This window comes from Micromonospora sp. RTBAU3-60, assembly GCF_054963695.1.
This window is the reverse complement of record NZ_JBUEGB010000004.1, coordinates 86,721-103,714: the sequence shown is the minus strand read 5'-3', so window position 1 is coordinate 103,714 and position 16,994 is coordinate 86,721. Positions and strand designations below refer to the sequence as shown.

The 16,994-nt window shown below is 73.9% G+C and carries 19 protein-coding genes; 14 read left to right on the top strand and 5 right to left on the bottom strand.

Features of this window, described 5'->3' with window-relative positions; genetic code table 11:
- Positions 1-45: 45 nt before the first annotated feature.
- The 11 genes from eccB to ACY34I_RS05780 all read left to right on the top strand — a co-directional run bounded on the left by eccB (position 46) and on the right by ACY34I_RS05780 (position 10,807).
- Positions 46-1,515 carry a type VII secretion protein EccB gene (gene eccB / locus ACY34I_RS05830; RefSeq protein WP_462753171.1) on the top strand — a complete coding sequence of 490 codons (1,470 nt, stop codon included), beginning with the start codon at positions 46-48 and terminating at the stop codon, positions 1,513-1,515.
- Positions 1,516-1,629: 114 nt separating this feature from the next.
- Positions 1,630-2,004 (top strand): hypothetical protein, encoded by a 375-nt coding sequence (locus tag ACY34I_RS05825; protein ID WP_462753169.1) that lies wholly within the window; start codon positions 1,630-1,632, stop codon positions 2,002-2,004.
- Positions 1,997-3,238, top strand: coding sequence for a WXG100 family type VII secretion target (locus ACY34I_RS05820; RefSeq protein ID WP_462753167.1), 1,242 nt, complete (start codon positions 1,997-1,999; stop codon positions 3,236-3,238). The genes ACY34I_RS05825 and ACY34I_RS05820 overlap by 8 nt, the downstream gene beginning before the upstream one ends.
- Before the next feature lie 110 nt (positions 3,239-3,348).
- The gene (locus tag ACY34I_RS05815; protein ID WP_462753165.1) at positions 3,349-3,873 is read left to right on the top strand and encodes a PadR family transcriptional regulator; all 525 of its coding nucleotides are present in this window, start codon (positions 3,349-3,351) and stop codon (positions 3,871-3,873) included.
- On the top strand, positions 3,870-4,553 hold the full coding sequence (locus ACY34I_RS05810; protein WP_462753163.1) for an ABC transporter ATP-binding protein: 684 nt from the start codon (positions 3,870-3,872) through the stop codon (positions 4,551-4,553). Before ACY34I_RS05815 ends, ACY34I_RS05810 begins: the two co-directional genes overlap by 4 nt.
- Positions 4,550-6,895, top strand: coding sequence for an FtsX-like permease family protein (locus ACY34I_RS05805; protein WP_462753161.1), 2,346 nt, complete (start codon positions 4,550-4,552; stop codon positions 6,893-6,895). Before ACY34I_RS05810 ends, ACY34I_RS05805 begins: the two co-directional genes overlap by 4 nt.
- Positions 6,896-7,030: 135 nt before the next feature.
- Positions 7,031-7,483 (top strand): hypothetical protein, encoded by a 453-nt coding sequence (locus ACY34I_RS05800; protein WP_462753159.1) that lies wholly within the window; start codon positions 7,031-7,033, stop codon positions 7,481-7,483.
- A 110-nt stretch (positions 7,484-7,593) separates the two neighbouring features.
- Positions 7,594-8,451, top strand: a complete 858-nt coding sequence (locus tag ACY34I_RS05795; protein WP_462753157.1) for a hypothetical protein — start codon at positions 7,594-7,596, stop codon at positions 8,449-8,451.
- Between the two features lie 60 nt (positions 8,452-8,511).
- The gene (locus ACY34I_RS05790; RefSeq protein WP_462753155.1) at positions 8,512-8,853 is read left to right on the top strand and encodes a YkvA family protein; all 342 of its coding nucleotides are present in this window, start codon (positions 8,512-8,514) and stop codon (positions 8,851-8,853) included.
- A 546-nt stretch (positions 8,854-9,399) separates the two neighbouring features.
- Positions 9,400-10,050, top strand: coding sequence for a C39 family peptidase (locus tag ACY34I_RS05785; RefSeq protein WP_462753153.1), 651 nt, complete (start codon positions 9,400-9,402; stop codon positions 10,048-10,050).
- Between the two features lie 94 nt (positions 10,051-10,144).
- Positions 10,145-10,807: an HAD family hydrolase gene (locus tag ACY34I_RS05780; protein WP_462753151.1), complete on the top strand. Its 663-nt coding sequence runs from the start codon at positions 10,145-10,147 to the stop codon at positions 10,805-10,807.
- Positions 10,808-11,025: 218 nt separating this feature from the next.
- On the opposite strand, the gene ACY34I_RS05775 is transcribed toward ACY34I_RS05780, so the two are convergent.
- On the bottom strand, positions 11,026-11,226 hold the full coding sequence (locus ACY34I_RS05775) for an antitoxin (protein WP_462753149.1): 201 nt from the start codon (positions 11,224-11,226) through the stop codon (positions 11,026-11,028).
- 72 nt (positions 11,227-11,298) lie between these two features.
- A complete protein-coding gene (locus tag ACY34I_RS05770; RefSeq protein WP_264998405.1) occupies positions 11,299-11,958 on the bottom strand; it encodes a dienelactone hydrolase family protein in 660 nt (219 codons plus the stop codon).
- A 247-nt stretch (positions 11,959-12,205) separates the two neighbouring features.
- On the opposite strand from ACY34I_RS05770, the gene ACY34I_RS05765 reads away from it, so the two are divergent.
- The 3 genes from ACY34I_RS05765 (at position 12,206) to ACY34I_RS05755 (ending at position 13,197) form a co-directional block, all read left to right on the top strand.
- Entirely contained in the window at positions 12,206-12,598 is a 393-nt protein-coding gene (locus ACY34I_RS05765) for a MerR family transcriptional regulator (RefSeq protein ID WP_462753147.1), read from the top strand.
- Positions 12,568-12,930, top strand: coding sequence for a thioredoxin (gene trxA / locus ACY34I_RS05760; protein ID WP_462753145.1), 363 nt, complete (start codon positions 12,568-12,570; stop codon positions 12,928-12,930). Before ACY34I_RS05765 ends, trxA begins: the two co-directional genes overlap by 31 nt.
- 87 nt (positions 12,931-13,017) lie before the next feature.
- On the top strand, positions 13,018-13,197 hold the full coding sequence (locus ACY34I_RS05755) for a hypothetical protein (protein ID WP_264998407.1): 180 nt from the start codon (positions 13,018-13,020) through the stop codon (positions 13,195-13,197).
- Positions 13,198-13,242: 45 nt separating this feature from the next.
- On the opposite strand, the gene ACY34I_RS05750 is transcribed toward ACY34I_RS05755, so the two are convergent.
- Genes ACY34I_RS05750 through ACY34I_RS05740 form a run of 3 tightly spaced genes read right to left on the bottom strand, consistent with a single transcriptional unit; the run spans position 13,243 to position 16,876 of the window.
- Positions 13,243-15,615 (bottom strand): glycoside hydrolase family 65 protein, encoded by a 2,373-nt coding sequence (locus ACY34I_RS05750; protein WP_462753143.1) that lies wholly within the window; start codon positions 15,613-15,615, stop codon positions 13,243-13,245.
- Entirely contained in the window at positions 15,612-16,361 is a 750-nt protein-coding gene (locus ACY34I_RS05745; RefSeq protein ID WP_462753141.1) for an HAD family hydrolase, read from the bottom strand. Before ACY34I_RS05745 ends, ACY34I_RS05750 begins: the two co-directional genes overlap by 4 nt.
- A 47-nt stretch (positions 16,362-16,408) precedes the next feature.
- Complete coding sequence (locus ACY34I_RS05740; RefSeq protein ID WP_264998410.1) at positions 16,409-16,876, bottom strand: DUF4442 domain-containing protein; 468 nt, start codon at positions 16,874-16,876, stop codon at positions 16,409-16,411.
- Positions 16,877-16,994: the final 118 nt, after the last annotated feature.

Genomic DNA, 16,994 nt, shown 5'->3' with positions numbered 1-16,994 from the left:
TTCTGGACCCGATCGCCGCGGACCCACCCCTGCCGGAGGTTAGTCATGCGGACCCGCCGCGATCAGGTGCAGGCGTACCGCTTCGTCACCCGCCGCATCGTCTCGGCGCTGCTCTCCGGCGACCCGGAGACCAACGACCTGCCGATGCGCCGGCTCGGCATGGCGGTGTTCGGCAGCGTCATCGCCGCCGCCGTCGTGCTCGGCGGCGCGGGCGCGTACGGGCAGCTCACCGGCAACGCCGCGCCGCTGGAGTCGAACACGCTGGTGATCGAGCGGGAGACCGGCGCCACGTACGTCTTCACCGACGGGGTGCTGCACCCGACGCTCAACTACGCCTCCGCCCGGCTCATCCTCGACGAGGCCGACCCGACGGTCCGCACCATGTCCCAGGCGTCGATCAAGGAGCGCCCGCGGGGCCGCGCGGTCGGCATCGTGGGCGCGCCGGACGACGTGCCGGACCGCAAGTCGCTGGTCGGCCTCCCCTGGTCGGTCTGCGACGTGCCCGACCCGGCCGACCCGCAGCGCTCCACCACCCGCCTGGTGATCGACCGGCCCCTGCCGGGTGGCACCCCGCTCACCGACCGGGCGGTCCTGGTCCGGGTGAACGACGCGCGGTACCTGCTCACCGGCGGCTCCCGGCTGCGGGTGGTCGGCGACGAGCAGGCGCTGGTCGCGTTGAAGATGGCCGGAGCGGCCACCCTCACCGTGGGCCAGCAGCTGCTCAACGCGGTGCCGGTCGGGCCGGCGCTGCGCAAGCCGACGATCGACGGCGACGGCAGCTCCAGCGGCCTGAGGGTGGGTGACCGGCCGGCCAAGGTCGGCCAGGTCTACCGGGCCGCGGGGAACCACTACGTGCTGACGAAGCAGGGGCTGGTGGCGATCAAGGAGGTGACCGCGCTGCTGCTGCTCGGCGGCGGCGGACAGATCACCGACATCACACCGGACCAGGCCGGCCAGCTCCTCACCGACCAGCGGCTGGAGCCCGAGGGGCTGCCGGACAAGCTGCCCACCCTGCACGAGGTCCGCGCCGGCCGGACGGTGCTGTGCGCCAGCTACCGGGCCGGGGCGCCCGGCCTGCCACCGGTCACCACGCTGGAGGCCTTCGACCAGCCGCCGGCCGAGCTGAGCGCGGCGGCCGGGGTGCCCGCCCGGCAGACCTCCCGGGACGCCGTGCGGACCGCCGAGAGCGTGCTGCTGCCGGGCGGCAAGGGCGTGCTGGTGCAGCCCACGGCCGGGGAGAGCGGGAAGGCGGCGACCGGTGCCACGGTCTACCTGATCACCGCGCAGGGCGTCCGCTACCCGCTCGGGCCCAACGCGAAGGCCGCGCTCGGATACGGCGACGTGACGCCGCTGGCGGTGCCCGCGTCCCTGCTGGCGCTGGTGCCGACCGGGCCGACGTTGGCGCGGAGCGACGCGCTGGCCCACTTCGATCCCGGCGCCGCCCCGAGCGGCTCCGCGACGAACAAGGCGGGCGGCGACCAGCAGTCGGGGGCGGGCCCGGCCCAGGGCGGCTGACGGCGGGCGCCGTCCGATGTGGAACAGTGGCGGCCACGGGTCGCCCCGGCTGGGCCGGGTCGACTAACCTGAGCGTGGCCAACGGTTATCGACGAGGACTACGGGGATGCAGCCATGACCGGGCGCACGACAGTGGACGTGCTTTCACTGGAGGACTTTCACCAGCGACTGGGGCGGCGACTCAGCGAGGCCGAGTCGGTGCTGAAGAAGCTCAACACGGAGATGCAGTGCCGGCCGCCCGCGCTGGGCACCTTCACCGACGCGAACGACAACGCCCGTCGCTACTCCGAGACGCAGACCAGCTTCGCCAACCACGTCGAGCGGCTGCGCGGAGCGATCGAGGCCGCCCAGAAGGCGACCAAGGCGATCATGACCAACTACAAGACCGCCGAGGCACGCAACGCCGCCGCCGCGGCCGACATCGTCGCCGCCCTCTCCGGCCTGGACGCGGCGATGAAGCCGACGAAGGGGGAGGATCCGCGTGTCTGAGTACGTCCAGCGCTACCAGCACGTCAGCCACAAGGAGCTCTACCAGGGCGTCACCTCGGGCGACCCGAAGCAGGTCGACGGGCTCAGCGCCCAGTGGAGCTCGCTGAAGGACACCCTGGAGGGCCTCGGCCGCGACCTGACCGATGACCTGGACGCGCTGGCCAAGACCTGGACGGGCGATGCCGCCCGGGAGTTCCACCGCCGGCTGAACCTGGTCGTCGGCTACTCCGGCAACCTGGCCCAGGGCATGGCCGACATCCGGCAGGCGCTCGACATGATGGCCAGCGAGCTGCGGACCGCCCAGACGAAGGCGGAGAGCCCGGAGGAGACGGACGACAACGACAAGCTGCTCTCCGGCGCCGGCAAGGGGTTCCTGGTCGGCGGGCTCCCGGGTGCGGTGATCGGCGGCATCGTCGGTCACGAGCAGGACAAGGAGGAGCAGGAGAAGGCCCACCAGCGGATGGTGCAGGTGGTCGCCAACCTCGCCGAGGGCTACGACTTCTCCGCGTACGGCCGGATCGTCGTGCCGGAGCCGCCCGACCCGAGCCTGCCGGGTGACGGCGACCCGACCAACCCGACGCTGAAGAACGGGCCGTCGGTGGGCACCCCCTCCGCCGGCCCGACCTCGGGCACCTTCGGGCCCACGGCGGGTGCCACCGCGACCACCTCCGGCGTCCACCACACGGGCCCGAGCAGCGGCACGGTGGGCGACGGGCCGACCGGACACCCGGGCGCGGGCAGGCCCGGCACCATCGGCTCGGTCGGCGTCGTCGACCCCACCGGCACCTCACTCGCCGGCGCTGGCCAGATGGTCACCAACCCGACGGCCCCCGGCCTCCCCACCAGCACCGCCAGCGCCCCCACCACCACCGTTCCGAGCGGCGGGGGTCAGGGCCTGCTCTACGGACTGCCGAACGGAGGCACTGGCGCGCTGGCCAGCTCAGGTCCCGGCACGGGCAGGGTCGGCGGCATGCCCGGGGCCGAGAACCGGTCCGCGGCCGGCACCGGGCGGCTCGCCTCGGGGCGGGGCCTCACGGTCAACGCGGAGGGTCGCGCCAACGGCGGCCGGGGCACCAACGCACGGCCCGCGATGGCCGGGCGCAACGGCGTCCTGGGCGGGCGCGGCAACTCCGACGAGGACGAGTCGGAGGAGCGGCTGACCTGGCTGACCGAGGACGAGATGGTCTGGGGTGACGGCAAGGCGGCCCCGCCGCCGGTGCTCGGCACCAACTGATCGCACGCTGACCGACGGCGCGGCGTCCCTCCGTTGAGGGGCGCCGCGCCGTTCGCGTTCGCGCACCCGGGTATACCTACGAGGTATACCTAGTGTGTATAGTCTCGCCCATGTCGATCGGGCACACCTTCCTCGGGCTGCTGGAGTCCAGCCCCCGGCACGGATACGACCTCAAGCGGGCGTACGACGAGCGGTTCGGGCACGCCCGGCCCCTCCACTTCGGCCAGGTCTACTCCACCCTCTCCCGGCTGCTCCGCAGCGGCCTGGTCGAGGTGGACTCGGTCGAGCCGGGCGAGGGCCCGGAGCGCAAGCGGTACGCGATCACCCAGGCGGGCGTGACCGACGTCCAGCGGTGGTTGTCGCAGCCCGAGAAGCCGGAGCCGTACCTGCAGAGCGTCCTCTACACCAAGGTGGTGCTGGCGCTGCTCACCAGCCGTCCCGCCGACGACCTGCTGGACACCCAGCGCGCCGAGCACCTGCGGCTGATGCGCGAGCTGACCCGGCGCAAGGCCCATGGCGACCTCGCCGAGCAGCTCATCTGCGACCACGCGCTCTTCCACCTGGAGGCGGACCTGCGCTGGCTGGAACTGACCGCGGCCCGACTGGACGAGCTGGCGAAGGAGGTGCGCGGATGACCGGCGACGCGCTGCTGGTCGCCGAGGACCTGCACAAGTCGTTCGGCCCGACCCCGGCCCTCGCCGGCGCCTCGCTGGCCGTACGTGCCGGTGAGGTGGTGGCGGTGATGGGCCCCTCCGGCTCCGGCAAGTCCACCCTGCTGCACTGCCTGGCCGGCATCGTCCAGCCGGACCGCGGCCAGGTCCGCTACCGGGGCACCGAGCTGGCCGGCCTCTCCGACGCGGGCCGGAGCGCGCTGCGCCGCCGGGAGTTCGGCTTCGTCTTCCAGTTCGGGCAGCTCGTACCGGAGCTGACCTGCCTGGAGAACGTCGCCCTCCCACTGCGGCTGGAACGCGTCCCCCGCCGGGAGGCGGAACGGCGGGCCGCCGAGTGGCTGGACCGGCTGGAGGTGGCCGACGTCGCCGGCAAGCGCCCGGGCGAGATCTCCGGCGGCCAGGGACAGCGCGTGGCGGTGGCCCGCGCGCTGGTGACCGAGCCCCGGGTGGTCTTCGCCGACGAGCCCACCGGCGCGCTGGACTCGCTCAACGGCGAGCGGGTGATGCGCCTGCTCGCCGGGGCGGCCCGGGAGGCCGGGGCGGCCGTCCTGCTGGTGACGCACGAGCCGCGGGTGGCGGCGTACTCCGATCGGGAGGTGGTGGTCCGCGACGGCCGGGCCCGGAGCCTGGAGCAGGTGGCGTGACCGCGCCGGACACCCGACGGCCCGGCGGCCGGTTCCGGGCCGGGCTCGGCGACCTGGCGATGGGGGCCCGGATGGCGGTCAGCGGCGGCCGGCAGGGCTGGACGCGGACCGTGCTGACCGCACTCGGCGTCGGCATCGGCGTCGCCATGCTGCTGCTCGCGGCGGCGGTCCCCGGTGCGATCGACGCCCGCGCCGAGCGGAGCCAGGCCCGCAACGATCAGAACGCCCGGCCGGAGCTGGCGGCGGCGGCCAACACCGTGCTGGTCGTCCCGGTCGACACCGTCTTCCGGGACCGCTTCGTGCGGGGACGGATGCTGCACCCGGAGGGCCCGGACGCGCCGGTGCCGCCGGGGCTGACCGCCATCCCCCGGAACGGCGAGGTGGCGGTCTCGCCGGCGCTGCGGGCGCTGCTCGACTCGCCCGAAGGGCCGCTGCTCGCGCCCCGCCTGGGCGGCGCCCGGGTGACCGGCACGATCGGCCCCGAGGGCCTGACCGGCCCGCACGAGCTGGCCTTCTACGTGGGCAGCGACGCCCTGCCGCCCGACCGCGGGATGCGGCTGGACCGGTTCGGCGGGGGCGGTCCGAGCGAGGAGTTCTCACCGTTGCTCTGGCTGCTCGTCGTGGTGGTCTTCGTCGTGCTGCTGCTGCCGATCGTGGTGTTCCTCGCGGCGGCCGTCCGCTTCGGCGGCGAGCAGCGCGACCGCCGCCTCGCGGCGGTGCGGCTGCTGGGGGCGGACGCCGGCATGGTCCGCCGGATCGCCGCCGGCGAGGCGGGGACGGCCGCCCTGTTCGGGCTCGCCGTCGGCGCGGGGCTCTTCCTCGCCGGCCGGCAACTGGCGCCGCTGGTCGAGCTGTACGACCTCAGCGTCTACCCGGCCGACCTGCGTCCGGTGCCGTGGCTGGTGGCGCTGGTGACGGTGGCCGTACCAGTGCTCGCCGCCGGGGTGGCGCTGCTGGCGTTGCGCGGGGTCGTGGTCACGCCGCTGCGGGTCAGCCGGCGCGCCACCCCGGTCCGCCGCCGGCTGTGGTGGCGGCTGCTGCTGCCCGTCGCCGGGCTCGCGCTGCTCCAGCCGCTCACCGACGTCCGGGCCGCCCGCACCACGGCGACGGACGCCCAGGTCGCGGCCGGCGCGCTGCTGCTGCTCATCGGCACGGTCACCCTCCTGCCCTGGCTGGTCGACCTGCTGGTACGCCGGCTGCGCGGCGGACCGCCACCCTGGCAGCTCGCGGTACGGCGGCTCCAGTTGGACAGCGCCACTTCGGCCCGACTGGTCAGCGGCGTGGCGGTCGCCGTGGCCGGCACCATCGGGCTGCAGATGCTCGTGGCCGGGGTGCAGGACGAGTTCCGCCGGCCCACCGGCCAGGACCCGAGCCGGGCCCAGGTCCTCGTCCTGCTCAACGAGCCACCGGACCCGCGGCAGGCCCTGGAACGAATCGCCGCCGCCCCGGCCGTGACCCGGAGCATCGGCACCCTGACCCTCGCCGCGGCCCGGCCCACGCCGGCACCCGGCACCGCCACGTCCGGGCCCGATGGGGCCGAACCCCGCATCGTTGAAGTGCGGATCGGCGACTGCGCGGCGCTGGCCGAGTACGCCGACGTCGGCTCCTGCGCCGACGGGGACGTCTTCCTGGCTTGGACGGCGGACCCCGTGCCCGGCTTCGCCCCGGGAGCGGCGGTGCGGCTCGGCGACGGCAGCGTGACCTGGCGGGTGCCGACGGACGCCCGGACGGTGCCGGGGCGGACCGATCCGATGGGGGGCCGACCCAACGGACTGTTGGTCACGCCCGGAGCGCTGCCGTCCCTGCCGCGGCACCAGGTCGCGGCCACCGCGTTGCTCAGCCTCGATCCGCAGGACGCCGACGCGCTGGAGCGGGTGCGTACCAGCATGGCCGAACTCGACCCGCTCGCCACGGTCCTGCCGTTGGCGGCGACGCAGGAGAGCCGTCAGTTCGCCAACGTCCGGCGCGGGCTGCTCGCCGGCGCGGTGGTCACCCTGCTGCTGATCGGGGTGAGCATGCTGGTCGGCGTCCTAGAGCAGCTCCGGGAACGCCGCCGGCTGCTCGCCACGCTGGTCGCCGTCGGGACGCCCCGGGGCACGCTCGGCTGGTCCGTGCTTGGGCAGACCGGAGTGCCGGTGCTGGCCGGGCTGTTCCTCGCCGCCGGCATCGGGGTGGGGTTGGGCGCCACCCTGCTCCGGATGGTGGGTGCACCGGTGGTGGTGAGCTGGCCGGTGGTCGGGCTCGGGGTCGCGCTCGGCGCCGGGGTGGTGCTGCTGGTGACCGCGGCGAGCCTGCCGGTGCTCTGGCGCCTGACCCGTCCCGACGGATTGCGCGCCGAGTGAGCACGGCCCGCCCGGTGGTTCGGGGCACCGGGCGGGCGGTCGGCCGGCTCTGTCCACACCGCATCGTGGGCCGGGTCACGTCTTCCGAACGGCCGTTGAGCTGCACAAGCCGAATCTGACAGATAGGTTGAACTGGTGCCGTTCGTAGCGTTCGCCCCGTCCCTCTGGGCGGCGACGCTGCGCAGTCTGCGGGAGCTGACCCAGGTGGCGGTGACCACCCTGGCGCTCGTCGTCGGCCTCACCGGTCCGGCCGCCGCTGCCGCCGCCAGCGATCCCGTCCGTCCGGACGCGACGCACCGTCCAGCGGCCAGCCTCAGCGCCCTCGTAGCGCCGGTTGACGGGCCCGCCCCGGATGCCCTCGTCGACGCCGCGCCGGTCGTGACCGGCGCGTGGACCGCCGACCGCAGGCCGGCTGCCGCGGCGTACTCCCCGGCCGGTCACCTGATCGCGGCGGTGACCCCGCCGGCCCCCGGCCTGGCGGCGGGGCTCGTCCGCGGCGCGGCCGCGCTGCCGCGTACGGATGTCGCCGTGGCCGCCGCGGACCCGGACCGCGAGCCGATTGCCCGGCGCGGCCCACCTCGCGCCTGATCCCACCGGCCGCCCGCGCGGCCTGAAACCCCACCGCCCCAACGGATACGGCCGCAGCATGCCCTTCCCGTGCGAGCGGCGTTCCTCCGCCCGGCCACCGGGCCCAGACCGTGAGTTCCGAGTTCCACCACGAGGTGCTGGTGATGCAGACCGTCTTCTCCACCGTCCTGCCCGACGTTCCCCAGGCCGCCGGGATCTGGCTGGCCCTGCTCGCCGTGGCGGCGATCGTGGTCGCCGCCCTGATCGTCCGCCCTGACCGGTTCCGGTCCGTGCTGGGTGACCGGATGAGCGCGGCGGCCATGCCGAGCAGCCTGGAGCTGGCCGAGGAGGCCCGCGAGCGGGCCCGGTACGCGCAGGAGGTGAAGGTGGCGGCGGACCGGGCGGCGGCCACCGCGGAGCGGCGGCGCATGGAATGGCTGACCGCCCAGGAGGAGGTCGAGGAGGCGTGGCGGGCGTACGAGGCCGCGGAGCTGGACGTCCGCCGGCTGGCCGCCGCTGCCGCCCTGCCCGTGCCGCGTACGGAACGGACGCCAGCCGAGTACGCGGACCGGGAGCGCTGGCTGCACCGGGCGGCGCTGGACGCGCAGTGGCGCAAGGAAATCACGGTGGAGCAGCTCAGCGACATCCTCGGGCACCGTGGCTGGGACCCGCGCCGGCATCCGGTGGAGCAGGAGCTGCTGCTGCGCCGGCTGATCCGGGACAACCTCCGCGCCCGGCACCAGGCCGCCGGGGAGCGGGAGCAGGCCGCCTGGCGCGCCGCCGAGCTGGCTGCGGCCGCCGCGCGGAGCCTGCGCGACGAGGCGTACGCGGCGGCTAACCCCGCCCCGGAACCGCAGTCGCTCATCTCCACCGTGGACCTCACCGCGCTGGAGATCACCCGGGAGCTGCCGAACGCGGTCCGGGGTGCGGAGCCGGCCCGTGGGTCCGGGTCGGCGGCCAAGGGCCGGGCGACCGTCCCCGCGTACTGACGCCGGGCCGCGGGCTCCGCGCACCGGGCGGAGCTGGTCCGGCTCGGCTAGCGTGATGCCGTGTCCCGTGAGAGCTGGGTGCTGGTCGTCCTCGCCGGCCTCGTGGCGCTGGCCACGCTGGTCGGCGCGGTGCTGCTCGCCGTCCGGGTGGTCCGCACCCGCCGGCTGCTCGGCGCGCTCGGGGCGGGCGGCAAGGTCGCCTTCTACGGCGCGCTGATCTACGCGATCCTGCCGGTGGACCTGCTCCCCGACCCGATCTACCTGGACGACATGGGCGTGCTGGCGGGCGCCCTGTTCTACCTGGGCCGGCTGGCCGCCCGGCACCGCGCGGCGCAGCGCGGGCTGCCCGACCGGCCGCCGTCCCCGCCGGGCCCGGACCGCCTACGCCGCCCGGTGCCATGATCGTCTTTCCGGCACCCGGGCGACGAGCGGATGGCGAGGTTCTTCCAGCCTGAGCGGGTTGTCGACCCACTTCCCGGCGGCTACGAACTTGATGACGTAGACGATTCGCAAGCGGCCGGCGCGCCCGGACGGCATCTCCGGGCGATTTGTCCCAACCACCGAGCAGCACGAAGGGCCGGTCTCCCCGATGGGAGGCCGCCGCTCGGCGATCCGTTCACGTCATCAGGTTCGTAGCGTCCCGCCGCCACACCGTCGCGCCGCAACGCGTTTCGGCCCGGATCGGGGTCCGGCTGCGCGGTGTGTCCGGTTCGGTGGTGAGCAGGGCCACCAGCACCGCGGAATCGCCTGCCCCTGCTGCCCGTTACACCTCCCGTACGACCGAGCAGGACGGCCCGGCAGGCGAAGACCCGGGCCTCCGGTCGTGTGTGCCCCCGGCGACGCCGTGGGCCGTGGGGCCCCGGCACGCCGGTTTCCCCGAGAACAGCCGAGCGCCACTCCTGGTGCTGCGTCTCCCCGGAGACGTCAACCCCCGAATGGAGCTTCGACATGAACTCGATTTTCCGTAACAGCATGTTGTCCGTCGCCGGTCTCGTCATGTCCGGCGGGATCGTCGCCGGTCCCGCCGTGGCCGCGCACGCCGCCCCGGCGCAGGCCAAGCCCGTCAACGCGGCCAGCGCGGACAAGGGCAAGGGCAAGGGCGAGCGCCGCGCCGGGTACGAGTACCAGGCGCAGCCCAACTTCTACTACTGCGGCCCGGCGTCGACGCGGATCGCGCTGTCCGCCGAGGGCAAGTCGGTCAGCCAGGACGAGCTGGCCCAGAAGCTGGGTACGACCGTCAACGGCACCGACTCGGCGATCGACATCACCCGGGTGCTCAACGAGTACACCGGCGGCAAGTACAAGACCACCGAGATCCGGGACAACAAGGCCACCAAGGACCAGGTCGAGCACCTGCGAGCCGACGTCAAGGCCGCGGTGGACCAGGGCCGCCCGGTGGTCGCCAACATCATCGGCACCGCCGTGGACGTGGACGGGGTGGCGCACAGCTACCCGGGCCACTACCTGACGGTGGTGGAGTACAAGGACGACGGCAACACCGTGCTGATCGCCGACCCGGCCAGCCCGGGCGAGCCGGAGTACTGGATGAACGTCGCCGACCTGGCCAACTGGATCGCCAGCCGCGGTTACAGCTCCTGACCGAGCAGCACCGAGGGCCGGTCTCCCGATGGGAGGCCGGCCCTCCGCCGTACTCACGCCCCGGGGCCCGGCCGCGCGCGGTTAGCATGTGGCCGTGCCGCGACCGGTGATCTTCGACCTCTTCCACACCCTCGTCCAAGGGGCGGACTCCGAACGGGACCGGGTGGTCGGCGAGATGGCCCGCATGGTGGGAGTGGCGCCGGACGCGCTGGTGGCCGCGTACCACGCCACCTGGCGGGACCGGATGACCCGATGGGACGTCGCGGAGACCGTCCGGATCCTCGCCGGGCGGCTCGGCGGGACGCCGACCGAGGACCAGGTGGCCCGCGCGGCCGCGCATCGCCGAGAGCTGGCCGCCTGGGTGCTGGGGAGGGTCGCGCCGGAGACCCTCGCCGTGCTCGACGCGCTGCGCGCCGACGGTCACCCGGTCGGCCTGATCAGCAACGCCACCGCCGAGGCCGCCGAGGCGTGGCCGTCGAGCCCGCTGGCCCGCCGCGTCGACGTGGCGGTCTTCTCCTGCGAGGTGGGCGTGGCCAAGCCCGACCCGGCGATCTATCGGACGGCGGCCGAGCGGCTGGGCGCCGACCCGACCGACTGCGTCTTCGTCGGCGACGGGGCGGACGGCGAGCTGGCCGGCGCGGCGGCGGTCGGCATGACGGTGCTCCGGACGACCGAGCACAACGACACCGACCCGGCCTGGGACGGGCATGCGCTCGCCGCCCTCAGTGAGCTGCCCGCCCTGCTGCGGGAGCGCTGACCAGCCGGCGACCGCGTGAAGCACCCGGGCTGGTGATCAGCCCTCCTGGCGTCCGCCGGAAGCTCTCCACATCGGACACCTGGCTGACTTCCATCGGGCAGGACTCGGCCGCTCGCGCAGCTCGACGTAACTGGGGTCCAGGTCGAGTCGGTCGGGGGCGTCGAACCGGTCGCGCCCGGGCCGTCCGCGGACGGCCCGGGCGCGGGGACGCGTAACGGTCAGCCCTCGCGCTGGCCGGCGCCCTTCTCGACACTCTTGTCGACGCCCTGTTGCGTCTTCTGGACGCCCTTCTCGATCTGTTTCTCGTACCGGCCGCCGGTGCGCTGGTTCATCTGCTGGCCGGCCTTCTGGACGCCCTGGTTAATCTGCTGTTCGCGCTGCTTGGCCTGCTCCTTGGCCTTGTCCATGAAGTCACGCATGTCAGATCTCCCCTCCTGATGCCATTGCCTTCCCGACGGGCCGGGGCACAAACCGGCCGCCGGCGCCGCGGGTCAGGCGGGGTGTGGGGTGCGGAGGTGGGTGGTGAACCAGGTCCCGGCCTGGTCGGCCACCTGTTCCAGGGTGCCGGGCTCCTCGAACAGGTGGGTGGCGCCGGGGATGATCCGCAGCTCGGCCACCTTCCCCAGCTCCGCCTGTGCCTGCTCGTTCAGCACGATGACCTGCTCGTCCAGGCCGCCCACCAGCAGCAGGGTTGGGGCGCGCACCGCCGCCAGGGAGCTGCCGGCCAGATCGGGCCGACCGCCGCGGGAGACCACCGCGGCGACATTCTCCGGCCGTGCGGCTGCGGCGACCAGGGCGGCGGCGGCCCCGGTGCTGGCGCCGAAGAGTCCGATCGGCAGCCGCCCCAGCGCCGGGTCGGCGCCGAGCCAGTCGACGATGGCAGCCAGCCGCTCGGCGAGCAGCCCGATGTCGAAGCGCAGCTCGGCGGTCCGGGCATCCAGCACGTCCTCGTCCGGCGTGAGCAGGTCGACCAGTACGGTGGCGAGCGACCGGTCGTTGAGGGTGTGCGCCACGGCCGTGTTGCGCGGGCTGTGCCGCGAACTCCCGCTGCCGTGCGCGAAGAGCACCACGCCGAGCGCGCCGGACGGCATGATCACGTCGGCCGGCAGCCCGCCCTCGACCACCGGAATCGTCACCTCGCGGGTCTCCATCGCTCCACCTCCCCCACCCGCATACCCCCACCCGCCCCGCCCTCACCTCCGCCCCTCCCGCGCCCACCCACCCACCGCCCCCGGCCCAGCAATGATCACGAGGTTAGCCACCGAGAAACGTTTTCCGGCGCCGCCAACTTCATGATCACCCTGTGCGGTCGGGGGTGGGGGCGGGGCGGGGCCGCGGGGTTGCCTTGACGTCGGCGGCAAGGTTTAGCGTGGCGGACAGGTGGGTGAGGGAGGTCGGATGCGCATCGGTGAGCTGGCGGAACGCGCCGGTACGAGCACCCGGACCCTGCGGTACTACGAGACCCAGGGGCTGGTGCGGCCACGCCGTTCCGCCAACGGCTACCGGATCTACGACGAGGCGGAGCTGCGTGTCGTCCACGAGATCCGGGCGCTGCTGGCGGTGGGCTTCGGCCTGGACGACATCCGGCCGTTCGTGGCCTGCCTGCGGGCCGGCAACAGCTCCGGCGACGTCTGTCCGGATTCGGTGGCGGTGCTGCGGCGCAAGCTCGCCGACGTGGACGACTACCTCGACCGGCTCGGCGCGGTCCGCCGACAGCTGCACGACCAGCTCGCCCACGCGATCGCCCAGCGGGAGGAAACATGCCTCAGGACACGGCCCAGGGCCGACTGATCACGGTCACCGACGAGACGTTCGCGGCCACCGTGCTGGCCAGCGACCGGCCGGTGGTGGTCGACTTCTGGGCCGAGTGGTGCCCACCGTGCCGGACGGTCTCCCGGCACCTGGCGGAGCTGGCCGAGGAGTTCGGCGAGGCGATGCGCTTCGTCACACTCAACTCGGACGAGAACCCGGAGACCACCCGCGCGTACCAGGTGATGTCGCTGCCCACCATGCTGGTGTTCCGGGACGGGCAGGTGGTCGGCTCGATCGTCGGCGCCCGGCCGAAGAACCACCTGCGGCTGAGCTTCGGCCGGCACGTGGCGGGCTGGCACCCGGCGGATTGACCGGCCGTTTGCCGCCGGGCCGATCGGGAAGGCGCGGGGTGACCACGGACCGGCGCAGCGGCGCCCCGACGGATCGCGAGGATCGTCATGGCACAGCAGCAGGACAGGTCCCGGCAGCAGGCCGCCGAACAGAAACGCCGCGAACAGGACGCCCAGCGCACCCGGGAGTGGGCGGACGAGGCGGCGCAGGCGCGTACCGCCGACGACCCGCGGGCGATGTCACCCCGGGACGCCGCCGGCCGGCCGTCCAACGGCCGCCAATTCTGACGTACCCAGCGACGTCCCGGCCCCCGGTACGGGGGCCGGGACGTCTCAGGTCAGGTGCTCCGGCAGGTGCAGCAGGGGCGCCCGGCCGGGCGGCTGTTCGGGCGGCGGACCGGACGGGTGGGCCGGCGGCACCGGCACGGTGACCGGCTGCTCGCCGGTCACCTGAAGGGTCTCGCCGTGGTGGCGCAGTTCCAGCACGGTGTCCGGGCCGGCGTGGCGCAGCGAGTACGTCGTCTGGTGCGGCCGGACGTCCACCCGCAGCCGGATCGACCGCCACTGCATGGAGAACTCCAGGCGGCTGAGCCGGCTGGACAGCCGGGGCGAGAACGAGAGCGTCCCCTCGTGGTCACGCAGCCCGCCGAAGCCCGCCACCAGGGCGATCCAGGCCCCGGCCAGCGAGGCCATGTGCACGCCGTCGCGGGTGTTCTCGTTGAGGTCGTGCAGGTCCATCAGCGCGGCCTCGCGCAGGTAGCGGTGGGCCAGCTCGGGGTGGCCCACCTCGGCCGCCATCACCGCCTGCGTGCAGGCGCTCAACGAGGAGTCCCGGACGGTCCGCCGCTCGTAGTAGAGGAAGTTGCGCACCTTCTCCTCGCCGGTGAAGGCGTCGCCCCGCCAGTGCATGGCGAGCACCAGGTCCGCCTGCTTGATGACCTGCTTGCGATACAGGTCGAAGTACGGGTAGTGCAGCAGCAGCGGGTACTTCTCCGGCGGGGTGTGCTCGAAGTCCCACTCCTGCAACCGGGTGAACCCCTCCACCTGCTCGTGCACCTGGAGTTCGTCGTCGTACGGGAGATGCATGGCGTTCGCCGCGTCCCGCCAGGCGGCGGCCTCCTCGTCGGTGACCCCGAGGTCGAAGGCCTGGTCCCGGTTGCGCATGGCGCAGTCGGCGGCGGTGAGCAGGTTCCGCTGCGCCATCAGGTTGGTGTAGATGTTGTCGTTCTTGACCGCGGTGTACTCGTCGGGGCCGGTCACCCCGTCGATGTGGAACCGCCCGTACCGGTCGTGGTGCCCCAGTGAGCGCCAGAGCCGGGCGGTCTCCACCAGCAACTCCAGCCCGATCTCCCGTTCCAGCGCGTCGTCTTCGGTGGCCAGCATGTAGCGGCGCAGCGCGTCGGCGATGCCCGCGGCGATGTGGAACGCGGCGGTGCCAGCGGGCCAGTACGCCGACGACTCCGGCCCCTCGATGGTCCGCCAGGGGAAGGCGGCGCCCTGAAGGTTCAGCGTCCGGGCCCGTTCGTGGGCCTGCGGCAGCGTCGAGTGGCGCCAGTAGAGTGCGTCCCGCACCGCGCTCGGCTGGGTGTACGTGAGCACCGGCAGCACGAACATCTCGGTGTCCCAGAACGCGTGCCCGTCGTACCCGGGGCCGGTGAGTCCCTTCGCGGAGATCGGCCGGCGTTCCGCCCGGGCACCGGCCTGGAGCACGTGGAAGAGCCCGAAGCGGACCGCCTGCTGCACCTCCGGGTCGCCCTCCACCCGCACGTCGGCGGCGTCCCAGAACTCGTCCAGGTATTCCCGTTGCGCCCGGCGCAGCCCGTCCCAGCGGTCCAGCCGGGCGGCCGCCAGGGCCGCCCCCACCTGGTCGCGCAGCGCCGGCAGCGACCGCTTGCTGGACCAGCCGTACGTCAGGTACTTGACCACCCGCAGCGTCTCGCCCGGCCTGAGCACACAGCCGATGGTGGTGCGGACCCAGTCCTCGTACCCCTCGGACTCGATCGTGGTGCGCTCCGGGCCGCTCACGTCGTGCGCCATCTGCGCGGCGACCCGCAGCCCACTGACCTTGGTCCGGTGGATCAGCAGGCCGCCGTCGTCGGTGGTCAGCTCCTCCTCGGCCAGCAGCGGCGACTCCAGCACGGCGGCCACCCGCGGGTCGCGGCTCTGCGGCGGCAGGGTCTCGTTGGCCACCAGCTCGGACTGGAGGATCAGCCGCATCGGCTCCCCGACCGCCTCGACCTCGTAGTTGATCGCGGCGACCGAGCGCTGGGTGAACGACACCAGCCGGGTGCTGCGGACCTTGACCTCCCGCCCGGCCGGCGACCGCCAGTGCAGCTCGCGGTGCAGGGTGCCGGCCCGCAGGTCGAGGATCCGCTCGTGGGAGAGGAGTTCGCCGTACCGGACGTCGAGCGGCTCGTCGTCGACCAGCAGGCGGATCAGCTTGCCGTTGGTGACGTTGACGATGGTCTGCCCGGACTCGGGAAAGCCGAAGCCGGCCTCCGCGTACGGCAGCGGGCGCAGCTCGTAGAAGGAGTTGAGGTAGGTGCCGGGCAGGCCGTGCGGCTCGCCCTCGTCCAGGTTGCCGCGCAGCCCGACGTGCCCGTTGGAGAGGGCGAAGACCGACTCGGACTGGGCCAGCACGTCCATGTCGAGCCGCACCTCGCGGACGTGCCACGGCTCGACCGGGTACGCGCGCTCCCGGATCACCGGGCCGGCTCCGTCATCAGCTCGGCCAGATCGGACACCACCACGTCGGCGCCGTGCGCACGCAACTCGTCGGCCTGGCCGACCCGGTCGATGCCGACCACGTAGCCGAAGTTGCCGGCCCGGCCCGCGGCCACGCCGGCCAGCGCGTCCTCGATGACGGCCGCGTTCGCCGGCGGTACGCCGAGCAGCTCCGCCCCGGCCAGGAAGGTGTCCGGGTACGGCTTGCCGCGCAGCCCCCGCTGGCGGGCGATCAGCCCGTCCACCCGCGCCTCCAGCAGCCGGTCCAGCCCGGCCGCCTCGACCACGGCCTGGCAGTTGGCGCTGGCCGAGACGACCGCCCGGCGCAGCCCGGTCCGGGCCGCCGCCTCCAGGTAGCGCACCGAGCCCTCGTACACCTCGACCCCGTCCTCGCGCAGCCGCTTGAGCAGGACGGCGTTCTTGCGGTTGCCCACCCCGTTGACCGTGTCCAGCTCCGGCGGGTCGTCCGGCGTGCCCTCGGGCAGGCTGATCCCGCGCGAGGCGAGGAAGGAGCGCACCCCGTCGGCGCGCGGTTTCCCGTCCACGTACCGGTTGTAGTCCGGGCCGGGGTCGAACGGGCGGAACGGCTCGCCGGTGGCCGCGGCGCGTTGCCGCAGGAAAGCGTCGAAGGTCTCCGCCCAGGCGGCGTTGTGCACCTTGGCGGTCTGCGTGAGCACACCGTCCAGGTCGAAGAGACAGGCGGTCACGTTGGCGGGTAAGCCCAGCACGGTACGAATCTATCCACCGGACCGGCCGGACAAACCCGATTCGGGCGTCAGCGGTTCGGGCGGAGCGTCCAGGTCACGGTCAGCACCGAGGTGGTGGTGCCGTCCTCGGTGCCGATCTCCACGTTGACCGGGAACTCCGGCCGCTGTCCCGCGTCCAGCTCGGCGAGGACGTCCGCCGGGGTGCGGCCCAGCCGCGCGGTGGCCAGCACCGGCCCCAGGGCCACCTTCTGGTACGCGATGCTCGCCGTCACGGCGAGCGGCACCGCCCGGTCGAGCACCTGCCCGAACGCGGCGAGCACCACCGCGCCGGAGGCGGTCTCCCCGAGGGTGAACATGGCCCCGGCGTGCGGGCCGCCGACGTGGTTGTGGTGCTCGGGGGCGTCGGGGAGCCGGACGACCGCGCGTACCCCGCCGTCCGCCTCCGGCGCGACCTCGACGAATTCGATACCGAGCGTGCGGGCGAACGGCACGGCCTCCAGCAGACCGGCCGCCACCTGGCGAGAGTCGATGGACATGCCCAGACGCTACTTGCCAGTAACTTCCCCGGCAAGAGCCGATAGGTGGCCGGCCGAGCGGCCGGCGCACGGGCCGGGCCCGCGCCGTCCGGATGACGACGCGGGCCCGGGGTGGTGC